General features: G+C 71.3%; 21 protein-coding genes. 9 read left to right on the top strand and 12 right to left on the bottom strand.

Annotation, left to right across the window (positions count from 1 at the left end; translation table 11 throughout):
* Nucleotides 1-28: 28 nt before the first annotated feature.
* From ABZO29_RS07420 to ABZO29_RS07405, 4 genes are read right to left on the bottom strand one after another with little or no spacing between them, the layout of a single operon-like run.
* Entirely contained in the window at nucleotides 29-997 is a 969-nt protein-coding gene (locus tag ABZO29_RS07420) for a 2Fe-2S iron-sulfur cluster-binding protein (protein WP_367319338.1), read from the bottom strand.
* Between the two features lie 19 nt (nucleotides 998-1,016).
* The gene (locus ABZO29_RS07415; RefSeq protein WP_367319337.1) at nucleotides 1,017-2,207 is read right to left on the bottom strand and encodes an acetyl-CoA C-acyltransferase; all 1,191 of its coding nucleotides are present in this window, start codon (nucleotides 2,205-2,207) and stop codon (nucleotides 1,017-1,019) included.
* Between the two features lie 28 nt (nucleotides 2,208-2,235).
* Nucleotides 2,236-2,841 (bottom strand): histidine phosphatase family protein, encoded by a 606-nt coding sequence (locus ABZO29_RS07410; RefSeq protein ID WP_367319336.1) that lies wholly within the window; start codon nucleotides 2,839-2,841, stop codon nucleotides 2,236-2,238.
* An 18-nt stretch (nucleotides 2,842-2,859) separates the two neighbouring features.
* Nucleotides 2,860-4,398 carry an AMP-binding protein gene (locus tag ABZO29_RS07405; RefSeq protein WP_367319335.1) on the bottom strand — a complete coding sequence of 513 codons (1,539 nt, stop codon included), beginning with the start codon at nucleotides 4,396-4,398 and terminating at the stop codon, nucleotides 2,860-2,862.
* 195 nt (nucleotides 4,399-4,593) lie between these two features.
* On the opposite strand from ABZO29_RS07405, the gene ABZO29_RS07400 reads away from it, so the two are divergent.
* The 3 genes from ABZO29_RS07400 (at nucleotide 4,594) to ABZO29_RS07390 (ending at nucleotide 7,487) form a co-directional block, all read left to right on the top strand.
* Nucleotides 4,594-5,835, top strand: coding sequence for an acyl-CoA dehydrogenase family protein (locus ABZO29_RS07400; RefSeq protein WP_367319334.1), 1,242 nt, complete (start codon nucleotides 4,594-4,596; stop codon nucleotides 5,833-5,835).
* An 86-nt stretch (nucleotides 5,836-5,921) separates the two neighbouring features.
* On the top strand, nucleotides 5,922-6,686 hold the full coding sequence (locus ABZO29_RS07395; protein WP_367319333.1) for an SDR family NAD(P)-dependent oxidoreductase: 765 nt from the start codon (nucleotides 5,922-5,924) through the stop codon (nucleotides 6,684-6,686).
* Between the two features lie 3 nt (nucleotides 6,687-6,689).
* Nucleotides 6,690-7,487, top strand: coding sequence for a ThuA domain-containing protein (locus tag ABZO29_RS07390; protein WP_367319332.1), 798 nt, complete (start codon nucleotides 6,690-6,692; stop codon nucleotides 7,485-7,487).
* 250 nt (nucleotides 7,488-7,737) lie between these two features.
* Here the strand turns inward: ABZO29_RS07390 and ABZO29_RS07385 are convergent, their stop codons facing one another.
* The 4 genes from ABZO29_RS07385 to ABZO29_RS07370 are packed head-to-tail and all read right to left on the bottom strand — an operon-like array spanning nucleotide 7,738 to nucleotide 12,556.
* Complete coding sequence (locus ABZO29_RS07385) at nucleotides 7,738-8,781, bottom strand: NAD(P)-dependent alcohol dehydrogenase (protein WP_367326069.1); 1,044 nt, start codon at nucleotides 8,779-8,781, stop codon at nucleotides 7,738-7,740.
* The gene (locus tag ABZO29_RS07380) at nucleotides 8,781-9,878 is read right to left on the bottom strand and encodes an ABC transporter permease (RefSeq protein WP_367319331.1); all 1,098 of its coding nucleotides are present in this window, start codon (nucleotides 9,876-9,878) and stop codon (nucleotides 8,781-8,783) included. The genes ABZO29_RS07385 and ABZO29_RS07380 overlap by 1 nt, the downstream gene beginning before the upstream one ends.
* A 27-nt stretch (nucleotides 9,879-9,905) precedes the next feature.
* Nucleotides 9,906-11,417: a sugar ABC transporter ATP-binding protein gene (locus ABZO29_RS07375; protein WP_367319330.1), complete on the bottom strand. Its 1,512-nt coding sequence runs from the start codon at nucleotides 11,415-11,417 to the stop codon at nucleotides 9,906-9,908.
* Nucleotides 11,414-12,556, bottom strand: a complete 1,143-nt coding sequence (locus ABZO29_RS07370) for a sugar ABC transporter substrate-binding protein (protein WP_367319329.1) — start codon at nucleotides 12,554-12,556, stop codon at nucleotides 11,414-11,416. The genes ABZO29_RS07375 and ABZO29_RS07370 overlap by 4 nt, the downstream gene beginning before the upstream one ends.
* Before the next feature lie 369 nt (nucleotides 12,557-12,925).
* Here ABZO29_RS07370 and ABZO29_RS07365 point away from each other — a divergent pair, with 369 nt between their 5' ends.
* Genes ABZO29_RS07365 through ABZO29_RS07350 form a run of 4 tightly spaced genes read left to right on the top strand, consistent with a single transcriptional unit; the run spans nucleotide 12,926 to nucleotide 15,902 of the window.
* Nucleotides 12,926-14,332 carry an SRPBCC family protein gene (locus tag ABZO29_RS07365; RefSeq protein ID WP_367319328.1) on the top strand — a complete coding sequence of 469 codons (1,407 nt, stop codon included), beginning with the start codon at nucleotides 12,926-12,928 and terminating at the stop codon, nucleotides 14,330-14,332.
* A complete protein-coding gene (locus ABZO29_RS07360; RefSeq protein WP_367319327.1) occupies nucleotides 14,317-14,643 on the top strand; it encodes a 2Fe-2S iron-sulfur cluster-binding protein in 327 nt (108 codons plus the stop codon). The genes ABZO29_RS07365 and ABZO29_RS07360 overlap by 16 nt, the downstream gene beginning before the upstream one ends.
* A gap of 7 nt (nucleotides 14,644-14,650) precedes the next feature.
* Nucleotides 14,651-14,866 (top strand): transposase, encoded by a 216-nt coding sequence (locus ABZO29_RS07355; RefSeq protein WP_367319326.1) that lies wholly within the window; start codon nucleotides 14,651-14,653, stop codon nucleotides 14,864-14,866.
* Between the two features lie 4 nt (nucleotides 14,867-14,870).
* Nucleotides 14,871-15,902 (top strand): NADP-dependent oxidoreductase, encoded by a 1,032-nt coding sequence (locus ABZO29_RS07350; protein ID WP_367319325.1) that lies wholly within the window; start codon nucleotides 14,871-14,873, stop codon nucleotides 15,900-15,902.
* 50 nt (nucleotides 15,903-15,952) lie between these two features.
* Here ABZO29_RS07350 and ABZO29_RS07345 read toward each other — a convergent pair whose 3' ends face one another.
* From ABZO29_RS07345 to ABZO29_RS07330, 4 genes are all read right to left on the bottom strand, one after another.
* A complete protein-coding gene (locus tag ABZO29_RS07345; RefSeq protein ID WP_367319324.1) occupies nucleotides 15,953-16,267 on the bottom strand; it encodes a putative quinol monooxygenase in 315 nt (104 codons plus the stop codon).
* Between the two features lie 82 nt (nucleotides 16,268-16,349).
* Entirely contained in the window at nucleotides 16,350-18,086 is a 1,737-nt protein-coding gene (locus ABZO29_RS07340; RefSeq protein ID WP_367319323.1) for a PEP-utilizing enzyme, read from the bottom strand.
* 31 nt (nucleotides 18,087-18,117) lie between these two features.
* Nucleotides 18,118-18,909, bottom strand: a complete 792-nt coding sequence (locus ABZO29_RS07335) for an SDR family NAD(P)-dependent oxidoreductase (protein WP_367319322.1) — start codon at nucleotides 18,907-18,909, stop codon at nucleotides 18,118-18,120.
* Nucleotides 18,910-18,938: 29 nt separating this feature from the next.
* Nucleotides 18,939-20,105, bottom strand: a complete 1,167-nt coding sequence (locus ABZO29_RS07330; RefSeq protein ID WP_367326068.1) for an aromatic ring-hydroxylating dioxygenase subunit alpha — start codon at nucleotides 20,103-20,105, stop codon at nucleotides 18,939-18,941.
* Nucleotides 20,106-20,419: 314 nt separating this feature from the next.
* Here ABZO29_RS07330 and ABZO29_RS07325 point away from each other — a divergent pair, with 314 nt between their 5' ends.
* Together ABZO29_RS07325 and ABZO29_RS07320 are read left to right on the top strand one after the other, a co-directional pair.
* Complete coding sequence (locus tag ABZO29_RS07325; protein WP_367319321.1) at nucleotides 20,420-20,875, top strand: VOC family protein; 456 nt, start codon at nucleotides 20,420-20,422, stop codon at nucleotides 20,873-20,875.
* Nucleotides 20,876-20,971: 96 nt separating this feature from the next.
* Nucleotides 20,972-21,976: a thiamine pyrophosphate-dependent dehydrogenase E1 component subunit alpha gene (locus ABZO29_RS07320; RefSeq protein WP_367319320.1), complete on the top strand. Its 1,005-nt coding sequence runs from the start codon at nucleotides 20,972-20,974 to the stop codon at nucleotides 21,974-21,976.
* The last annotated feature ends 4 nt before the right edge of the window (nucleotides 21,977-21,980 follow it).

Here is a 21,980-nt window from a genome sequence, read left to right as displayed (position 1 = left end):
CCTAGTAAATTGCTGGAGGTGATCGCCATCACAGGTCGAGGACCAGGCGGGGGCCGCACGAGCGAGAGACGCAGATGAGCATGGTGTCGCCGGCGGCCCGCTCCTCCTCGGTCAGCAGCGAATCGCGGTGGTCGGGCCTGCCGTCGAGCACGTCGGTCTCGCAGGTACCGCACGTGCCTTCCCGGCAGGAGAAGTCGACCGTGACGCCGGCCGCCTCCACGGCTTCGAGCACCGAACGGTCCGGGGGCACGGTGAGGGTGAGCCCGGAACGGGCGAGCTCCAGCTCGAAGGTCTCGGTCGGGCCGGGTTCGGCCGTCCGTGCCGGGGCGAACCGCTCGACGCCCAGGGTGCCGGGCGGCCAACCCGCACACTGCTCCTGCACCGCCTGCAGCAGGGGTTCGGGACCGCAGGCGTGCACCAGGGTGTTCTCTTCGGGCTCGCCGAGGTGGGCGGCGAGGTCCAGCAGGCCGTACTCGTCCTGCGGGCGGATGAGCACACGGTCACCGTGCGGGGCGAGGCGGTCCAGGAACGCCATGGAGGCGCGGGTGCGGCCGCCGTAGAGCAGACGCCAGTCCGCCCCCGCCGCCTCGGCGGCCTCGACCATGGGAAGGATGGGCGTGATACCGACACCGCCGGCTATGAACAGATGGCGCGCGGCGGGCCGCAGCGGGAAGTTGTTCCGCGGTCCGCGGACTCGCACGGTGGCGCCTTCGCGCAGGTGGTCGTGGATGTACGCGGAGCCGCCGCGGCCCCCTGGCTCGCGCAGCACGGCGATCTGCCAGGCCCCGAGTTCGGCCGGGTGTCCGCACAGGGAGTACTGACGGATCAGATCGCCGTCGGTGCTGTCCAGGAGTACGTCGATGTGGGCGCCCGGCGTCCAGGAGGGGAGCGGACCGCCGTCAGGGCGGCGAAGGGTGAGGGAGACCACGCCGTCGGCGGCGAGGGTGCGGGCAGCCACCGTGAGGTCGGTCGGGGCCGGGGGCAGTCGGTCGTTCATGGTGGTTCAGCTCCGCGTCTCAGGCCTGCGTCGGTACATGCAGCAACAGCGCGTCGCCCTGGCCGCCGCCCCCGCACAGGGCCGCCGCTCCGCTGCCGCCTCCGCGCCGCCGCAGTTCCGCCGCGAGAGTCAGCACCAATCGGGCCCCGGTCATGCCGACCGGGTGCCCGAGTGCGATCGCTCCGCCGTTGACGTTCACCTTGTCCAGAGGGATGTCCAGCTCCCGCACGGAAGCCAGGGCCACTCCCGCGAACGCCTCGTTGATCTCGAACAGGTCGAGGTCGGCGGCCTTCAGCCGGCCGTCCCGGGACAGGGCGTCGCGGACCGCGCCGGCCGGCTGCACGAGGAGCGAGGGATCGGGTCCCGCGACCGTGCCGTAGGCGCCGATCTCGGCGAGCGGCGTCAGGCCCTCCCGCCGGGCGCGCTCCGCGCTCATCACGACGACGGCCGCGGCGCCGTCGGACAGCTGTGACGAGTTGCCCGCGGTGATGGTGCCCGCGCCCGAGAAGGCCGGCTTCAGGCGCCCGAGGCCCTCGGCGGTGCTTTCCGGCCGTACGCCCTCGTCGGTGTCCACCACCGTCTCGCCCCGGCGTCCGGCGACGGTGACGGGGGTGATCTCCTCGGACAACGCGCCCGACTCCTGGGCGTGGGCGGCCCTTTGATGGGACCGCGCGCTGTACTCGTCCTGTTCCTCCCGGGTCAGGGCGAACGGCTGCTGGTAACGCTCGGTGGCCGCGCCCATGGAGACGCCGTCGAAGGCGCAGACCAGGGCGTCGCGGTCGAGGGCGTCCTCCACGGCGGCCGAACCGTACGTCCAGCCGATGCGAGCCGCACGCAGCAGATGCGGGGCGCCCGACATGGACTCCATGCCACCGGCGACGACCACCTCGTGACGGCCGGAGGCGATCATGAGGTCGGCCAGGGCGATGGCATGCAGACCGGACAGGCAGAGCTTGTTGACGGTGCTCGCGGGGACGGAGAACGGTATGCCGGCGCGGATCGCGGCCTGCCGGGCGGAGTTGGGGCCGGCCCCGGCCTGCACGACATGTCCCATGACGACGGCCTGCACGGCCGCCGGGTCCAGGTGGGCGGCGGACAGGGCCGCGCCGATGGCGTGGGCGCCGAGGTCGACCGCGGGCAGGGTGCTCAGGGCGCCCATCAGCCTGCCGATGGGCGTCCTGGCTCCGGCGACGATGACGGATCCGGGCATGACCGGGACCTCCTGGGTGTGGGCGGGGTCAGGCGACCGCGTCGACGGCGCGTTCGGCGATCATGTGGGCCGTCTCGTTCACCGAGTGCAGAACGATCCGGCCGCCGGGCATGCGCCGCACCCGGCTGACGGACGTGTAGCCGGGGTGGAACCAGAACATCGTGGGCAGGCCGAGCACCGTCGCCAGGTAGGTGTTGGTGATGCCGCCGTGGCACACGGCCGCGACCCGCTCGCCGGGGTGAGCGTCCAGCATGGTGTCCATCGCGCGCACCGCCCGGGCCCGGAAGGCGTCCCAGTCCAGCTCGGGCACGAAGTCCTCGTACCGTCCCTCGGCGAGCGCCACCGACCGGGGGTCGTCCGCGTCGATCTGCTCCGGTGGCGTGTAGGGGTGCGAGACGTCGGTGTCCCACTCGCGCAGGTCGTCCAGCACGGTGGCGGTCATGCCGGTGAGCCGTTCCAGGGGCGCCGCCGTCTGCCGGGCCCGCTGGAACGGGCTGGTGTACAGGGCGTCGATGTCCTCGTGCACGAGCCAGGCGGCGAGGCGTTCGGCCTGCGCGGTGCCCTCCGGCGACAACCCGGGGTCGTACACGCCCGCTTGGGGGAGGCCGTGCCGGATGAGGAGCAGTTCGGTCATGGGTGGTCCTTCTTCGTGCTAGCCGGCGATGGTGCGCTCGGAGCGCCAGTAAGGTCGGCGCATCGCGCGTTTGTCGAGCTTGCCCATGGCGTTGCGTACGAGTTCCGGGACGAACTCGTAGGCCTTGGGGCACTTGTAGGCGGCCAGCCGCTGGCGGCAGAACCGGTCCAGTTCATCGGCCGACGGCTCGTCCGCCGTCGCCACGACCAGCGCCCGCAGGGATTCACCGAAGTCCGGGTCGGGTACCCCGATGACCGCCACCTCGGTGACCGCCGGGTGCTGCCGCAGTACGGCCTCGCTCTCTGCCGGGTAGAGGTTGACGCCGCCGGAGACCACGACGTCCGCGGCCCGGTCGGTGATGAAGATGTAGCCGTCCGAGTCGACATAGCCGATGTCGCCGAGCGTGAAGACGCCGGGGGAGACATAGGCGGCCTTGGTCTTCTCCGGGTCCGCGTGGTAGCGGACGCCCTGGTCGTCGGGCGCGCGGAAGGCCAGCAGCCCGCGTTCGCCGGGCGGCAGTCGCCGGCCGTCCTCGTCGGTGACCAGAACCTCGAACGGGGGCCGGACGCGCCCGACCGAGCCCGGGTGCGCCAGCCACTCGGCGCTGCTGATGCGGGCCACGGTTCCCGCCTCGCTGGCGCCGTACGACTCGGTCAGCACCGGACCGAACCAGTCGATCATGGCCCGCTTCACGTCCGGTGGACACGCGGAGCCGGTGTGCGAGACCTGCCGAAGACTGGAGACGTCGTACCGGGCGCGCACCTCTTCCGGTAGGGCGAGCAGCCGTTGGAAGTGGGTGGGCACCATCACCGTCGAGGCGACCTGCCACTTCTGCACACTGCCGAGGAACGTCTCCGCGTCGAATCTGCCGAGCACGACCACCGGCTGACCGGCCGTCAGGTGCCGCACAGAGGTCAGTGGTGCGTTGTGCTGCAGGGGGCCGCACACCAGGTGCGGGCCCGGCGGGAATCCGGGCCGGGCGGCCATCGCGGCGAGATAGGCGGAGGCGTCGGCGACCGGGCCGCTCACCCAGCGCACCTCGGTGCCGCGCGCCCGTCCCGTGGTTCCCGAGGTGTAGACGAGCGGAGGCCGGGCGGGCCGGTCCGCGGGGAGGGTGCGTCCGGCGGGTGCGGCCGCCAGCCACAGGTCCCAGTCGAAGGCGTGCCCGATCGCCGCGGCCGAGTGCGTCACCAGCGGCAGGCCCAGTTCCCGGGCCGCGTCGAGGGCGGCACCCGCGCCGACCGGTCCGGCGATGATCCCGGTCACGCCCGCGTCGATGATCTGGTCGACGAGTTCCCCCGACGTCAGGTTCCGCGAGGTGGCCACGGTCCCGACCCCGGCCCGCAGACCGGCAAGATGGGCCACCAGCGTCGGGATCGCGTTGTCGCCGAGGACGGCGATCCGGTCGTCGGGGCCGGGCGCCAACTCCAGCAGCCGTGCCGCCGCCCGTGCGACCTGGTCGACGAGTCCGGACCAGGACAGCACGTCCAGGTCGTCCGCCAGGGCGGGTTCGTCGGCTGTCTCCTGGGCGCGACGGTCGAGTGGCAGCAGCGACATGGCTCCTCCGGCGGCTCCTCGGTCCTCTCCCGATTCGAGGGGAGAGGGAATGCAGAGACTGTAGCGTTTATCAAGAAAGTAAGGAACACTCTGATCCAAGATGGAGCCATTCCTGCATGGTCCAGCAGTGAGAGGGACGCACGTCCCGCTGCCCGTTACTGAATCCGCCATCTTGTAAGTGTCCGAGGAGGAGCCATGTCCCAGCCCGATCCGGACGCCTGGCGCACGCAGGTTCGGCAGTGGCTGGCCACCGTGCTCGAACCGGCGCGGGCGCCGGAGTCCGACGCAGAGGCCGCCGACCTCGCCGTGTTCCACAACCTCCCGGAGAACGAGGAACGCCTGCTGCTGGAGCGCTGCCGTCGCTACCAGCGGGCCCGCTTCGACGCCGGCTACCAGGCGCTGACCCTTCCCGCGGACAAGGGCGGCGCGGGCCTGACCGCCGCCCACGCGGCGGCCTTCGCCCAGGAGGAGTCCGCCTTCGAGGTGCCACCGTCCACCGAGCTGATCAGCGTCACCGTGCGTCTGGTCGCGATGGCCGTCTCCCTGTTCGGGACGGCCGAGCAGCGCCATCACTACGCACGCGGGTTCCTGCGTACCGACCTGCTGGCCTGCCAGCTCTTCAGCGAGCCCGGTGCCGGATCCGACCTCGCGGCCCTGCGCACCCGCGCTCGGAAGGAGAGTGGGGGAGACTGGGTGATCGACGGTCAGAAGATGTGGACCTCGGGCGCCCGGTTCGCCGACTACGGTCTGCTGCTCGCCCGCACCGACCCCGACGTCGTCAAACAGGCCGGCATCACCGCCTTCCTGGTCCCGATGGACGCCCCCGGCGTGGAGGTGCGCCCCATCCGTCAGATGAGCGGCGGCGCCTCCTTCAACGAGGTCTTCCTGAGCGACGTACGCGTGCCGGACCGGCTCCGGATCGGGCGCCCGGGCCAGGGCTGGGAGGTCGCCACCACCACCCTCGCCTTCGAGCGGACCGCCTCCGGCACCGGCAACCGCCGCAAGGGCGGCACCTTCTCGGACGTTCTCGACCTCGCCCGCTCCCTCGGCCGGACCGCAGACCCGCTGGTGCGTCAGCGCCTCGCCGATTTGTACGTACGTGCCGCCCTGCGAGCGGCCACCGTCGACCGCGTCGCCAGGACGAGTGCCGCAGGCGGCCGGCCGGGCCCGGAGGCGTCGTTGACCAAACTGATGGCCTCCGACCTGCTCACCCGCACGGGACAGGTCGCCGCCGAGCTGATGGGAGCGCGGATCAGCGCCGACACCGGGGAACCGGGCACCTTCGCCTGGACACAGCATCTCCTCGGCGCCCCCGGCTACCGGCTGGCCGGAGGCACCGATCAGATCCAGCGCAACCTGATCGGCGAGCGGGTGCTGAAGCTGCCGTCTGAGCCGCGGGCAGACCGGGCGCCGTTCTCTCAGCTGCCCGGTAACTGAGGGGCCTCTTCCGGCAGTTGACCGACCGGGACCTTTTTGGCAATCACAACCGGGACGTTTTTGGCCATCACGAAGGAGTGACATCGATGGATCTGGGACTGACAGGCGCGAAGGCGCTGGTGACCGGCGCGAGCCGGGGCATCGGCCGGGCGATCGCCGCGACCCTGGCGGCCGAGGGCTGCGCGCTGGCGCTCTGCGCCCGGGGCGAGGAGCAACTCGCCAAAGCCGCTGCCGAGCTGCGCGGCGAGGGTGCCACGGTGTTCGCGGAACCGGTCGACGTCACCGACCCGGCCGCCCTCGCACGCTTCGTGGAGCGCTCGGCCGGTGAACTCGGCGGCCTGGACCTGCTGGTGTCCAACGTGTCGGCGGGCAACGTCAAGGGCCCCGAGTCGTGGGAAGCCAGCCTGCGTGGCGACCTGGTCCCGTTCGCGGGACTCGTCGAGGCGGCCCTGCCGCACCTGGAGGCCTCCGACCGGGCCGCCGTCGTGGCCATCGGCACCACCAACGCCTCCGACACCGCGCGTCCGGCCGGGGCGAACTCCTACTCCGCGCTCAAGGCGGCCGTCGTCCAGCACGCCTCTGCCCTCGCGCACGCCCTCGCGCCGAAGGGCATCCGCGTCAACACCGTCTCGCCCGGCCCGATCGACTTCCCCGGCGGCGCCTGGGAGACCATCCGCACCAGCCGACCCGAGGTGTACGAGGAGGTACTCGCCAAGCTGCCGATCGGCCGCTACGGCACCGCGGAGGACGTGGCCGCGGGGGTGGCGTTCCTGCTCGGGCGGACCGGCTCCTTCTGCGTCGGGGTCAACCTCGTGGTGGACGGCGGGCTGCTCACCCGCGTCCAGTACTGAGCCGTGGCGGGCCCGGCCGGCCGCCTGGACGCCGTACTGGTCTGCGGCGGCCGGTGGCACGACTTTGACCACGCGCGGCTGCGGCTGCTGGAACTGCTCGATGAGCATCCGCGGGTGCGCACGACGGTGTACCAGGACTACGACTGCCTGGCCGCCCTCGACCAGGCCGACCTGCTGGTCACCTACACCTGCGACGTCCGGCCCCGCCCGGCGCAGCGGGCCGCACTGGCGCGGTTCGTCGAGCGGGGCGGGCGCTGGCTCGCCCTGCACGGCACCAACGCGGTGATCGAGCCGTCGGCGAATGGCGGGCCGCGGGTGTTCACGACTCCACGGCTCCTCGGGGAACTGGCGGAGGTGCTGGGCAGCCAGTTCCTGGCCCACCCGCCGATCGAGCCGTACGAGGTGCGGGTGACCCGGCCCGACCATCCGCTGGTCGCCGGGATCGGGCCGTTCACGGTCACCGACGAGCTGTACGTGTGCGAGCTGCACGGGGAGCTGGACGTACTGCTGCACACCGAGTACACGGGGCCGTGCCGCGGTTTCGCCGAGGGCGACGCGGCGGCCCTCGACCACGCGCCCCGACCGGTGCTGTATCTCAAGCGGCACGGCCTCGGCGAGGTCTGCTACTTCACCCTCGGCCACTGCCGGGGCCGCTACGACCTGCAGGACCTGGGCGTGGACGACACCGGGCGCGTGGACGTGGGGCCGTGGCGGACACCGCAGTTTCTGACGGTGCTCCGGCGCTGTGTGGAGCGGATGGTGGGTGCGCGAAGTCCGCAAGGGGGGCAGGCCGGCGCCTGAGAGAGCCTGTGTCACATCCCCGGCCTGGCGCATGCCGCCTGGCACGCGCGCTCGCCGTGTTGCCGCAACGCCCACGTGGCTGCTTCCCCTCGCGCGAACCGGCTTCGCCCGGCTCGCGTGGGGGCACCCCCATCGAGGGCGGCTCCAGCGCCTTACGATCGCACGCACCAGACGGCGTGCGCTGATCCGACCGGGTATGTGACACAGGCTCTGAGTGAGGCTCGGGCGCCGGCCCTGCGGGAATCACGGCTCAGGCGTACGGCAGTACCACCGCGCGGCCGCTGATCTCCCCGGCGTGCAGACGCTCGTACGCCTCGGGCGCCTGCTCCAGCGTGAAGGTCTCGACGTGGGCGGAGACGAGACCCCGCCGCGCGAGTTCGAGGACTTCCATGAGCTCCGTGCGGCTGCCCCAGTAGGGGAAGGAGGCCGACACCTCGAACGGCAGCCCGCCCCCGAAGCCGACGGCCAGCGTCCCTCCGCCGAGGCCGACGACGGTGACGTCGCCCTCCACCGCCACCGACGCGGCGGCGACCGCCAGGGTCGCCTCGGCTCCGACGAAGTCCAGGACGACCTCCGCTCCCGTCCCGCCGGTGAGTTCCCGGAGCCGTGCGGCCGCCTCGCCGTCGGAGAGGAGCACCTCGTGGGCGCCGACCTCGCGTGCCAGCTCCAGCTTGTCCTTGCCCACGTCGAGGGCGACCACCCGGGCCGGGGTCAGCGCGCGCAACAGCTGCACGGCGAGATGCCCCAGACCGCCGACGCCGATCACCACCGCCGTGCTGCCGGGCAGCAGCTTCGGCAGCGATCTGCGGATCGCGTGATACGGGGTCAGCCCGGCGTCGGTGAGGGGCGCGGCCTGGACAGGGTCGACTCCGCTCAGCGGGACCAGGTGGCGGGCCGAGTCCACCAGCATGTACTCCGCCAGGGCACCGGGCGAGCCGAGACCCGGCGGCAGGATGCCGAGCCCGGCGGCGTGCGGACAGCAGTTCTCCCTGCCCTCGGCGCACTTGTGACAGCGCCCGCAGCCCCACGGGCCGTACACCGCCGCAGCCTCGCCCACCACCACGGCGGTGACACCGGCGCCCACCGCCGCGACCGTCCCGGCACCCTCGTGACCGAGTGTCATCGGCAGCGCGTAGGGGAACTGCTCCCCGGGCCAGCCCATCACCGCCAGATCGGAGTGACACAGCCCCGCCGCCGTCACCTTGAGCAGCACCTGGCCCGGGCCGGGTGCAGGCACCGGGACCTCCACGACCTCGGGGGCGTGCCCCACCCGCCGGTACTGAACTGCCTTCATCATCGGACCTCCCTGCTGGTGGTCGGCTGAGGACGGGACCCCGTCCGGCGGCGCAGAACGGCGGGCAGGGCGATCCGGCCACCCGTGAGGACCAGCGCCACGATGAGGACCGAACCGGTGAACAGGCTCGCGGCCCACTGCGCGCTGGTGGCGAGCCCGAGTCCGGTGATGCCCGTGCCGAGCAGGAGTACCGCGAGTACCGTCCCCCAGGCGTTGAAGCGGCCCGCGCGCAACTGGGTGGCCCCCACGAAGGCGGCGGCGTAGGCCGACAGCAGGTACGGGGTGCCCGCGGTCGGCGATCCGGATCCCACCGAGGACGCGAAGACGACGCCGGCGAGACCGGAGAGCAGCGCCGAGGCCACCAGGGTCACAAAGCGCAGCCGGTCGGTGCGCACGCCCTGCAGCCGGGCCGCGTCGGCGTTGAAACCGGTGGCGTACAACCGGCGCCCGGTGGCGGTGTGTTCCAGCACGAACCAGATGGCGAGGGCGGCGAGCAGCAGATACAGCACCGGCAGGGTGATGCCGCCCGCGTCCAGCTGGGCGATGTCCGCGAACGGCCTGGCCAGCAACTGCACGCCGGTGATGGAACTGTCGTTGGTGACCATGGTGATCAGGGACTGGATCAGCGCTCCGGTGGCCAGGGTGGCGATGAACGAGTCGACGCGCAGGACCACCACCACGATTCCGTTGACGACCCCGATCAGCAGCGCCGCGGTCATCGCCAGGGCGATGGCCGTGCCGGGTCCGAGTCCGGCGGAGACCAGGAAACGCGCGGTCAGCACGCTGGTGAGCGACATGGTGTAGGCGACCGAGAGGTCGAAGACACGTGCGGCCAGGGGTGGGACGACGCTGAGTGCGACGAGGCCCGCCACGGCGTTGCCGTTCAGTACCTGCTTGACCGTGACGGCGGTCGGGAACGTGTCCGGCGCCCAGACGGAGAAGAGCACGACGATGACCAGCCACACGTACACGGCGCCGATGTTCCGGAACGACAGGGCCGCCGCCGCCCGTCGGACGGGTGTCCCAGGCAGGGACACCGCGGATGTCTCCGGTGCGGAGGGCGGGAGCTCGCCCGCCCGGGTCGGGGTGGACGTCATGTCGGTCGGTTCCTTCCAGGGCTCATGTCAGTCGGTTCCTTCCATGGCGTGCACGAGCGCGGACTCGGTGACTTCCCGGCCGCTGATCTCCCGTGCGATCCGGCCGTCCCGGACCACCAGGACGCGGGTGCACAGCGCGAGCAGATCCTGCGTGTCAGAAGAGGACACGATGACGCCCATGCCCGCACCGGCCTGACGCTCTATCAGGTCGTACAGCTGCAGGCGGGTGGCGATGTCCACTCCCGCCGTGGGTTCGCACATCGCCAGCACCGGAGGGTGCTGGGCCAGGCAGCGGGCCATGACGACCTTCTGCTGGTTGCCGCCGCTCAGCGTGGTGATCCGCGCTCCGCGTCCGGCCGTTCGGACGCCGACCCGCCGGATCCAGTCGTCTGCCAGGGCGGACTCGCGTCGTCGCCGCAGCCGCCCGGAACGGGCGCGCATCCGCTCCAGCAGGGGGAGAGTGAGGTTCTCGCCGACCGAGAAACCGCCGATCACTCCCTCGCCCGCCCGGTCGGCAGGGACCAGGGGAAGGCCCAGGCCGCCGGCGTCACGCGCCTCGGTCCACCGCTCGGAGTGGTCCGGCAGCCGCAGTCTGCCGCGCACCGGCCCGCCATGGGCCCCGCACACCGCGTACGGCACGATCTCGTGGCCGGAGCCGACCAGCCCGGTGATGCCCAGGCGCTCGCCCCCGGCCAGGTCGAAGCCGACTCCCCGTAGTGGCCCGGCCCAAAGGTCGCGGACCTCCAGCACGGGGGCGGCAGGACCGGAAGGGAGTGCGGGACGGTGGTCGGTGTCCATCTCCTCGCCCGCCATCAGTTCCGCCAGCGAACGAGGAGTGAGCTCGGCGACCGGGCGCGTGGCGATCCGGCGTCCGCCGCGGATCACGGTGACCCGGTCGGCGAGCGCGAAGATCTCGTCCATCCGGTGCGAGATGTACAGGACGGAGGCGCCGGCGTCGCGGACCTCCCGCACGATGTCGAACAGGCGGGCCACCTCGCCGGGCGGCAGTACGGCGGTGGGCTCGTCGAGCACCAGGACGCCGCGGCGGCCCTCCCAGCCGTGCAGGGCGGCGGCGATGGCCACCACCGTGCGCTGGACGGGGGTCGCCGTCGCCAGGGGCCGGCGCACGTCGATGCCGAGGCCGAACCGTTCGACGAGCGCGGTCGTCCGCCGCTCCATCTCGCGCCAGCGGATGTTGCCGAAGGCCGTGCGCGCGAAACCGTGGCTGAGCGCCAGGTTGTCGATGGCGCTCAGCTCGCCCACCAGCCCCAGCTCCTGGTGGACGAAGCGGAGCCGGTCGTGCCGGGAAGCGGTGACATGGCCCAGGTCGAAGGGCTCGCCGTCGAGTTCGGCCACCGCACCCGGCTCCGCGTGGTGGTAGCCGGCGAGGATCTTGATGAGCGTGGACTTGCCGGAGCCGTTGGGCCCGATCAGGGCGTGGATCTCGCCGGGCGCGACCTCCAGGTCGACGTCCTTGAGTGCCTGGGTGCCGCCGAACCTCTTCGACAGGGCGGCCACCCGTAGCACCGGCCCGGTCAACTCAGCCCCCACAGCGCCTTGAACTGCTTCTGATAGTCCTCGACGATCGGGAAGTCGCCGTCGGCCGAGGGCAGGTTGTCCTTGGTGACGAGCATGTTGGGCAGCGCCGCCTTCTGGTCCACGGCCATGGACTGGCCGGTGAAGTGCCGGGCGAGCGCGTCGGCCTGGAGCCAGGCCGTCTCGTGGGAGTTCAGCGCCATCGCGCCGTCGGTGAGACCACTCTGGATGTACTGGTAGTTCTGCGCGTCACCGACGTTGACGACGATGCGCCTGCCGGTGATGCCGGCGGTTTTCAGAGCGGCCGGCACGCCCACGTTGAGCAGGCCCAGGGAGAAGACGACATGGGTCACCTTCGGGTGCGACCGGAGGTACGACACCACGCGGTCCGGCATGTCCTTGCCCACCGCGGTGATCGGCACGTCCACCTGGTCCAGCGCGCAACCGTCGCACCACTCCTCGTACTTGGCCGCGAAGGAGTCCTTGACGGGCTTCAGGATCGTGTAGGCGGGCAGATCGAAGTAGACGGTGTCGGCCTTGGCGCCGCTGTTCGACACCACCCATGAAGCGAGCATCTCGCCCTGGACGCCGACGTCGTCCGGCCCGTTCTTCAGCAGGGAGACGCCCTCGCCCGTCACGTCGTCGGCGTTCGACTGGATGACGGGGATGCCGGCTGCCTTGAGCCGGGCCAGCTGCTTGGCGTAGACGACGCGCGGGAAGCCGGAGGCGACGACGGCGTCCGGCTTGTCACGTACGGCCTGCTCGTAGGCGGCCTGGACGGACTCCGGGGTGCCCTGGGTGGCGATCTGCTTCACCTGCCAGCCCAGTTCCTCGGCCGCCTCGGTGAAGAAGTCGGCGAGGTCCTTGCAGGACTGGACGCCGCAGAGGATGAAGTCGATCTTCTTGCCCCTGGGGATCGCCTTGCCGACGGGCTGGGTCACGGAGATCGTGGCCGGGCGCTCGGAGTACTTCTCCAGGGCTGTGCGGGCCGCCGTCAGGCCGGGGGAGCCGGGCGCCGCCGCCCTCGTCGGGTCGGCGGCCGGAGTGGTACCGGCGCCGCACGCCGCGAGGGCGAGCAGGGAGGTGGCGGGCACGATCGCGGTGAGGGCGCGGCGGACCGCGCGACGGGGTCTGGAACTCATCGTTGAGCACTCCCGTGGTGTGACGCCTGCACTGTCGCGACCCGCGTCGCTGCCGCGTCCGCGGCGGTCGGCTCCAGTCAGGCTGATCGATTCTGTGTGGCCCCGGGCGGGAACGCCGCGGTGCTGGGACCGGGACGGGCAGAGATCGTCCCGGAATGCAGAAACTTATGAGGAACTACAGTCTCAAGTGGGTCGGAGTGTGACATGCCCCAGCGGGCTTGGGGAGGGGGCCGCCGTAAGAAATTCCTGAATCACGGGTGAATCGCGCGGTGACCTCGGAAGCTACGGGTTCATTCACCGGTGTGAGTGTTGCTACCGGCCGCAACTGGTAACTACACTCACTCTAAAGTTTCTGCCGGAGGAGAGATGATGGACGAAACGTCGGAGCCGGCCACTGCGCGGTGCCCCGGGCCCAGCGTCCAGGACTACCTCGACCAGGACAGCCGCCCCGTTCCCCCCGCCCTGAGGTTCGAGCGCAACGACCACCTCGGCAGCGAGGACATCGACACCGCCCGCTTCACCTCCCGCGAGTGGGCCGAACGCGAGATGCGGCAGGTCTGGCGGCGCGTCTGGCAGTTCGCCTGCCTGGAGAGCGAGATTCCCGAGGTCGGCGACCACGAGGTGTACGAGATCGGCGACGACTCCCTCATCGTCGTGCGCACGGCCCCCGACGAGATCCGCGCCTTCGTCAACGTCTGCCTGCACCGCGGACGCAAACTGCGCACCGTCGGCGGCAACGTCAGCGAGTTCCGCTGCTCGTTCCACGGGTTCGCCTGGAACCTCGACGGCACGATGCGGACCCCGCCCTGCGCCTGGGACTTCCCGCACGTCACCCCGGAGAAGTTCGCACTTCCCGAGGCCCAGGTGGCCACCTGGCGCGGCTTCGTCTTCATCAACATGGACCCGTACGCCGAGTCCTTCGACAGCTACCGCGGCACCTTCGACGACTACTACATCTGGCCGCTGGAGAACCGCTACAAGTCGCTGCACATCGGCAAGGTGCTGCCCTGCAACTGGAAGATCGCCCAGGACGCGTTCATCGAGTCCTTCCATGTGATCGCCACACACCCGCAGATGCTGCCGTGGCTCGCCGACGCCAACTCGCAGTACGACGTCATGGCGGACCAGCCGAACTGGAACCGGATGATCAACATCCAGGGCGCGCCCAGCCCGCACGTGGCGGACTCCGTCACGGAGGAGGACGTCCTGGAGACCTTCTACGACTCACGCGCGTTCTACTCCGCCGCCCAGGGCCGTGACCTGGTGAGGCAGGAGGGCGACGAGCTGCCGGCGATCCCTCCCGGCGGCACCGCCCGCCAGGTCCTCGCCGAGCGGATGCGCGCGCAACTGGCGGCCACCACGCACCAGGACTTCTCCAAGACCCCCGACACCGAACTGCTGGACGCCATCAACTACTTGCTGTTCCCCAATTTCAACCCCTGGGGCGGCGCCAAGTCGAACATCATCTACCGGTTCCGTCCCAACGGCCTCGACCCCGACTCCTGCACCGCCGAGATCATCTTCATGTCGTCCCCGAAGCAGCCCGGCGAGCTGCCGCCTCCGGCGAAGATCCGCTGGGTGCCCGAGGACATGCTCTTCGCCGACATCCCCGAACTCGGCGTGCTCGGACCCGTCTTCGACCAGGACTGCGAGAACCTTCCCTACGTCCAACAGGGTCTGAAGGCCATGCGCAAGCCGGGCATCACCCTGGCCAACTACCAGGAGAGCCGCATCCGCCACTTCAACCGGACCCTCGACCAGTGGATGGACAAGTGACCCACCGGGTGTCGGTCAGACCCTCCGGCGTCGAGCTCGAAGTCCTCGACGGCGAGGACCTGTTCACCGCCGCCCGGCGACTCGGCTACCGCTGGCCCACCGTCTGCGGCGGCAAGGGAACCTGCCGCACCTGCTTCGTCCGGGTCGAGGAGGGCGCCGAGAACTGTTCCCCCGTGGGCCCGTTGGAGCGCGAGGGCATCGAGTCCTTGCGCAGGCCGGTGGACGGCTCGACCCGGCTCGCCTGCCGGCTCCTGGTCGAGGGCCCGGTGACCGTGACCAAGAGCGGCGTGCGCCGCCGAGTGCAGGAGTGAGGCCCTCATGTCCAAGCAAGTGATCCACCCACTGACCGGGCATGTGTACCGGCTCACCGAGGACGGCCTGGTCGAGGTGACCGACCCCAGGACAGGGGCGCGGGGCGTCTTCGACTTCCAGGCCCGGTGGCAGTCGGGCGAACTGCGCCACGCCGACCTCCAGATGGCCGGCTGGGTCGGCCGCCTCGCCCGGCGCCGCACCAGCCGGCAGCCGGAGGAGTGACCCCGTGACGCCCCGTACCACCCGGGTGGTCTGTCTGGTGCGCCGACCCGACGGAGAACCGCTCCCCGGTGACTTCGCCGTCGAGGAACGCCCGCTGCCGCCCCTGGGGGAGGGGCAGCTGCTCGTGCGCAACCTCTACATGAGCGTCGACCCGTCCATGCGCGGACGTCTGGAGAGCACCGAAAAGCACTACACACACAACTTCACCCCGGGCTCGCCGCTCGACGGCCGTGCCCTCGGCGTCGTGGAGGAGAGCCGGTGTGCCCAGGTGCCGCCGGGCACGTACGTACGCCATCAGCTCGGCTGGCGGGAGCGGGCCGTGCTCGACGTGGCGGACACCGACGGCGCCGGCCGCATCGACACCCGACTCGCCCCGCTGCCCACCTGGCTGGGCCTGCTCGGTCAGACCGGGTTCACCGCGTACGTGGGCCTGACCCGGATCGCGGAGCTGCGTCCGGGCGACACCGTCCTGGTTTCGGCGGCGGCCGGCGCCGTCGGCAGCGCCGCCGGCCAGTTCGCGGGCCTGCTGGGCGCGGAGCGCGTCATCGGGACCGCCGGAGGGCCGGACAAGTGCGCCCTGCTGGTGAAGGAGTTCGGCTACGACGCGGCCGCGGACTACCGTGCCGAGCCGGTGCGCGACGCGCTGGCCCGGCTGGCCCCCGACGGCGTCGACGTGTACTTCGACAACGTCGGCGGTGAGCACCTCGCCGCCGCGCTGCACGCGCTGCGCACCGGTGGCCGGGTCGCCCTGTGCGGCATGATGTCGCAGTTCGGCGGCGACCGACGGCCCGCGGACATCAACCAGTTGATCCAGGCGGTCCTCAAGCGGCTGACCCTGCGCGGCTTCATCGTCCGCGACCATGACGACCTGCGGCCGGATTTCGAGCAGCGGGTCGCGGGCTGGCTCGCCGAGGGCCGGATCACCGCCCGCGAGACGGTCGTGGACGGCCTGGAGAACGCCGCGGGGGCGCTGCTGTCCCTGCTCGGCGGCGGCAACGTCGGCAAGATGCTGGTCCGGCTGGACGACTGCCCCTGATCGGGCTGGACGGCTCCCGGTGAAGCGGCGCCCCCGGCGGGGGCGCCGCTTCACCGCATGGGGCGTGATTCCGCGACGGTGTGGGCCGTCAGGGAGACCCCGACCCGGGTCAGCCCTGCCACGGCCGCCCGGAAGTCCTTGATGTGCGGGGTGGCGAAGTGCTCGTCGAGGGCCCGCCGGGAGGCCCAGTGCTCGTACACCCGGATACGTCGCTCGTCGGTGGGATCGGCGGTCATGGCGTAGTCCAGGCAGCCGGGTTCCTCCTCCCGGGTCCGCCGGCCCAGCTCGACGAGGGCCTCCAACATCGTGCCGCGGTCGCCGGGTTCGTAGTCCATCCAGCCGGCGACGATGATTTCCTCAGTCACGGGAGCCACGGGTTTCCTCTCATGGTCATGCCCGCGGGCCCGTCGCCCCGGTGCGGAAGGAGGCGACGGGCCCGCGGCGTTCTCAGCTGCCGAGCGGCGCGGGGACACCGTCCACGGTGACCGTGCCCGCGGTGCCGTCGACCGTGATCACCATGCCGTCCCGGAGCCGTCGCGTCCCGTCCTCGACGGAGATCACGGCCGGGATGCCCAGCTCACGGCAGACCACCACGGCGTGGCTGTTGAGCGCGCCCACGTCGACGACGGCCGCTCCGGCGACCAGGAACAGCGGGGTCCAGGCCGCGTCCGTGATCGGCGCGACCAGCACCTCGCCGGGCTCCAGCGCCTCGCACGAGGCCGGGTCGGTGACGACCCGCACCCTTCCGGTGTACGTGCCGTGGCTGCCCCCCACCCCACCGAGCACATCACCCTCGACGGCCGCCGGAGTCCGCTCCTCGGCGCGTCGCGGCCAGCTGTCGATCTCGGTCTGCGCGTCGTCGGCGACGAAGAACGGAGGTTCCAGCTCGTGCAGGCCCGCATACTCCTCGAGCCGCCGCGCGATCAGGGGGCCGAAGGACTCCGGGGCGGCGACATAGTCGTCGAGTTCGGTGTCCAGCAGCATCATCACGTCCTCGGGCCGAGTGAAGAGCCCCGCCCCGACGCCGCGGCGACCGAGCTCCCGTACGGCCATGCGGATCTCGTTGACGGCGGTGACGCAGTTCCCCTTGGTGCGCTCGCGGGCCGGGATCCACACCTGCGCGGCGTGCATGCCGGCGTCGAACATGGGCTGCGTGTCCTCGGGCAGCATGGTCCGGATCTCCCGCGCCGTCCGCTCACGCCCCTCGGCCAGCCGAGTTCGTCGGGCGGCCGGGGAGGCGTCGTCGGAACTGTGCCGGATCCGGTCGACCAGGGCCAGCGCCTGGACGGGTGCCGCCTCCCAGGACAGCGCATGGATGTCCCACTCGTTGGGGCCGCGGTCGCCGTACTCCGCCAGGAACTCCTCGAAGGAGTCACGGAACGCCTTCACGTCCCCTGCCGCCCCGTCGAGCGCCTGCTCCACCGCCACCGGACCCCGGTCGAACAGTGCGCTCAGCTCGGCCGAGGCCGCCACCTGGCGGGAGAGCGTCCACAGCCCGGTCGAGGGCGAGGCGGAGTCGACGTCGCCGAGACCGCCGATCAGGTCGAGCAGGGAGCCGGGGCGGTCCACGCTCGCGCACAGCGGGCCGAGGATCGCCGGTCCGACGGACGCGGGCAGCGACGACTCGACGTGCCGCTGGAAGGTCGTCTCCACCTCGTCCAGCAACGACCGTGCGTGCGCCACCAGTTCGGCATCGGACAGCTGAGTCAGGTCGGGTCGCGAGCGACGCAGGGCGCGCAGCCTTTCCCGGTCGGCGTCGGCCTCGGGGAAGCCGGCCTGGCCGAGCATCCGCTGCAGTGTCGCGCCCGCCTTGGCGGTCAGTTCCTCGTCGTGGTCGTCCGGGTGCGCCACGTACACCGGCGTGTCGGAGCGCTGACCGACGAAGGCCGTGTCGATCTGGTCCGCCGTCTGGCCCATGCGGATGCCGAACAGCCGCATGTGGGACAGGTTGAGGTAGAAGTGGCCGCCGAACATGCCGACGAACGGCGGCCGGGGGCCGGCCACCTCCTCCTCGCGGTAGATGCCGAAGCCGACGAAGCCGTGACGCCAGCCCTGCAGGCCTCGCCCCCAGACCAGGGTCCAGCCCAGCGGGCTGGCGGGTTCCGGCAGGGTCTCGCCGGCGTTGGCCCGGGTGTAGTGCGGCAGCCGCTCACTGCGCTGCCAGTCCGTGATCCAGCTCTTCATGACCGAGGTCTCCCGCTGTCCGTACCCGCGCCTACCACTGTGCCGTTCCGCCGTCGACGCTGATCAGCGCGCCGGTGATACCGGCCCCGGCCTCGCTCGCGAGCAGCGAGGCGACGGCCGCGATCTGCTCCACCGTCGTGATCTTCTTCGTGGCGGCGTGCTCGGCGAAGCGGCTGAGCCATTCCTCGTAGCTGATGCCCTCGGCCTCGGCGGCGGCCGGCCCGGCGGCACGCATCAGGTCGGTGTCGACGGCGCCGGGACAGATGGCGTTGCAGGTGATGCCCTGCGTGCCGTACTCGAAGGCGGTCGCCTTGGTGAGCCCGTGGATGGCGTGCTTGTTGGTGATGTAGTGGCTGATCCCCGGTTTGTTGGCCTGCTTGCCCTCGACGGAGGAGATGTTGATGACGCGGCCCCAGCCGCCTTCCAGCATCTTCGGCAGTGCCCGGCGGGTGCCGTAGAAGTAGCCGTTGACGTTCAGCCTGAGGGCGTCGTGCCACGCCTCGTCGCTGAGCTGGTGGATCGGGGCGAAGCCGGAGCTGCCGCCGACGTTGTTGACCCAGATGTCGAGCCGGCCGAAGCGCTCGGCGGCGAAGTCGGCGAGGCCTTCGATGTCCTCCTGGCTGTTGGCGTCGCAGGGGTGGAAGACGGCGCGGTCCCCGGCGCCCATCTCCTCCAGGGCCTGCTTTCCCTTGACCTCGCTGCGGCCGCTGACGACGACCGTGGCGCCGTCGGCCAGGAAGGCCTCGGCGATGGCGCGGCCGATGCTGCGCGTGCTGCCCGTGATCACCGCGACACGTCCGTCGAGGCTGCCCGTAGCCACCATGGTGTTCTCCCGCAAGTGTTGTTGGTTGCTCACCTGGCGGCTCTGGGGGCTGCTTCGGCGCCACTGTCCAGGTGTCGGTGAATGGTGCGGTGGAAGTGCTGGAGCCCGGGCTCGTTGCGTCCGAAGACGAAGTCGGTCCCGTTCAGGGCCTTCAGGCCCTGCTGGACTCCGTAGGTGGTCGCGTAGTCCTCGTCGCGGACCACCTCGTGGAACCATGCGCCGAACCGGTCGGCGGCCCGGCGCTCCTCCTCGGTGACCGCCGGCTGACGCAGCAGGATGATCTGCTGGGTCACCGACTCGGTCGCCGTGCGGGGGAGCACCAGGGAGACGGCGATCTTCTGGCGCCAGCCGCCGGCGATCGCCAGGCCCGGGAAGAGCCAGTAGATGGGCCCGACGCAGTCCCCGGGGTCGCGCTGGTCCGGGGGCAGGTCGACCGCCTGCGCGATGGGTCGCAGGGCCGGTGCGATGCGCTGGTGGGGACCCCAGGTGTCATGCGCCATCATGTTCGAGAGGTTCGTCTCGAACACCGTCTTCGGGTGCAGCGAGGCGAAGTGGTACGTCTCCAGATACCCGTCGAGCGTGACCTTCCAGTTGGGACTGGTCAGCTCGTTGGTGGAGTAGTGGTGGCACTCCGCGAGCCGGAGGCCTTCCAGCAGGGGCTGCAGATCGCCCAGCCAGTCGTCCAGGTCGGGCTCGGCCGCCGGGTCCAGCGAGACGAAGACGATCCCCGCGCGCTCCCCGGCCGGGAGCCTGACGAGGCTGCGGCCTTCGCGCGGAACCTCGCCGAAGGTCTTCTCGGCGTACACCCCCCGCAGCTCCCCGGCCAGATCGTACGACCAGGAGTGGTATGGGCAGGTCAGCCGCCTCGACACTCCGCAGCCGGGTTCGAGGAGCTTGGCCCCCCGGTGCCGGCAGGCGTTGATCATCGCGTGCACGGCGCCCTGCCGGTCGCGGGTGATCAGCACCGGGATGCCGAGCACGTCGATCGCCTTGTAGGTGTTCGGTCCGGGAAGCTCGCAGGACATGGCGAGCGGCAACGGGACGCTGCGGTGTACGGCGTCCGTCTCGCGCTGCCAGCGGTCGGCGTCGAGGTAGTTGGCCACGGGTTCCGTCCACTGGCCGTCCGCCTCGTGCGTCGTGTTGTCGCGGTAGTGCGCCATCACGCGCTCGACGAGTTCGGCCGCCTCCCGACGCATCGTCACGGACGCGGCGTCGGTGGACCGGTCCCGGCTGATCCACGACGAGTATTCGGGGGCCGAGGGGGGCGACGGGGCCGAGGGGGCGGAGGGAGCCGAGGCCGTCGTCCTGCGCTCGGCGTCTGGTTCCCGAATCTCCGGCGAACTGGTCTGGACCACGATGTCCTCACAATCCTCCCAGCCGCGAGCCGGTGACCGGCTTCGGAATGCGACAGCTGGGCTGTGTCCGAAACGACAACAGGACTTAGTGTGGTCTGTCAATAGAAAGTGTCGAAGTTGCCGCTCGGTGTCCCGTGGGGGTGGGAGTGATGGTCATGACGCGGCCGTTCGAGGTGGGTCTGGTGGTACGGGACCTGGAGCCGATGGAGCGCTTCTACTGCGACGTGATCGGCTGTCGCGCCGAGCGCCGCTCACGCGTACCGGAGTCCGTCGCGGGCCCGGCCGGGCTCGGCGGCGAGCTGGTGGTCGTCTGGCTGCGGGTGCCCGCCGGAGGGTGCGTCAAGCTGATCCTGCCCCGGTCGGTGCCCGGGTCGGCATATGCGGCGCCCCTGCCGGCCGGGCGTCCGGGGCTGTCGTATCTCACCTTCCATTTCGACGACATGGGCCCGGTGGTGGCGGCGCTGCCGGCCGCGGGCGCCCGGCCTCTGTCGGACCCGGTAGTCGTCCGGGCGCGCGGCCGGCGGATCAGCTTCTGGGCGGATCCCGAAGGCAACGTCGTGGAGTTGGTGGACGCGCGGGGCCGCGACTCCGGCGCGGGGCATAGTAATTAGAGACGCTGTTCAGTAAGGTGCCCGGTACTGGTTACTGTAGACCGGCACAAGTAAGTCCGATTGCTTGGCAACCTCCCTCGGGCGAAGGGGCGGACGATGGCTCAACGAGCGTCAACGGCGTCGAAGAAATCCGCGCAGGTCAGCACACAGGTCATCAGGGACCTGCACGAGCGCATGGTGCGCATCCGGCTCTTCGAGACCGAGGCGGGAAAGCTCATGGAGGCGGGCAAACTGCCCGGCTTCCTGCACCTCTACGTCGGCCAGGAAGCCGTGGCCGCCGGCGTGATGGCGGCCCTGCGCGACGACGACCAGATCACCTCCACCCACCGCGGCCACGGGCATGCCGTGGCCAAGGGCGTCGGATTCCGCGAGATGTACGCCGAGCTGTACGGCCGGGTCACCGGCGCATGCCTGGGCCGCGGCGGGAGCATGCACATCAACGACCTCGCCCGCGGCATGCTCGGCGCCAACGGCATCGTCGGTGCGGGCGTCCCGATCGCCGTGGGCGCCGCCTTCGCCGCCCGGTACAAGGGCGAGGACAGCGTCGCCGTGACCTTCTTCGGCGACGGCGCCACCAACATCGGCGCCTTCCACGAGGGCGCCAACATGGCCGCGATCCTCGGCCTGCCCGTCATCTTCGTCTGCGAGAACAACGGTTATGCGGAGTTCACCCCGCAGTCCAGGCACATGCTCCTCACCGACGTCGCCGACCGGGCCGCCGCCTACGGCATGCCCAGCGTGATCGTCGACGGCATGGACGCCGTCGCCGTCCACCGCGCCGCCGCCGAGGCCGTCGCACGGGCCCGGTCCGGCGCGGGCCCGATGATGATCGAGGCCAAGACCTACCGCTACTTCGACCACCAGGGCGTCAAGGGCCTGCGTCATCCCTATCGCTCGGACGAGGAGGTCGCCGAGTGGAAGGCCCGCGACCCCATCGACCTGATCGAGGCCCGGGCGGTCGCCGACGGCGCCGCGACGCGGGCGGAGCTGGACGGCGTATGGCGGCGCACGCGCGACGAGATCGCCGAGGCCGTCGCGTACGCCGAGGCGAGCCCGCTGCCCGAACCCGCCGACCTGCTGCTCAACGTCTACTCGGGATGACCGC

It is taken from the genome of Streptomyces sp. HUAS ZL42 (genome assembly GCF_040782645.1).
Lineage (GTDB): Bacteria > Actinomycetota > Actinomycetes > Streptomycetales > Streptomycetaceae > Streptomyces.
Note: the sequence above shows the minus strand (reverse complement) of the source record. Positions and strands in the feature narration are given on the sequence as shown.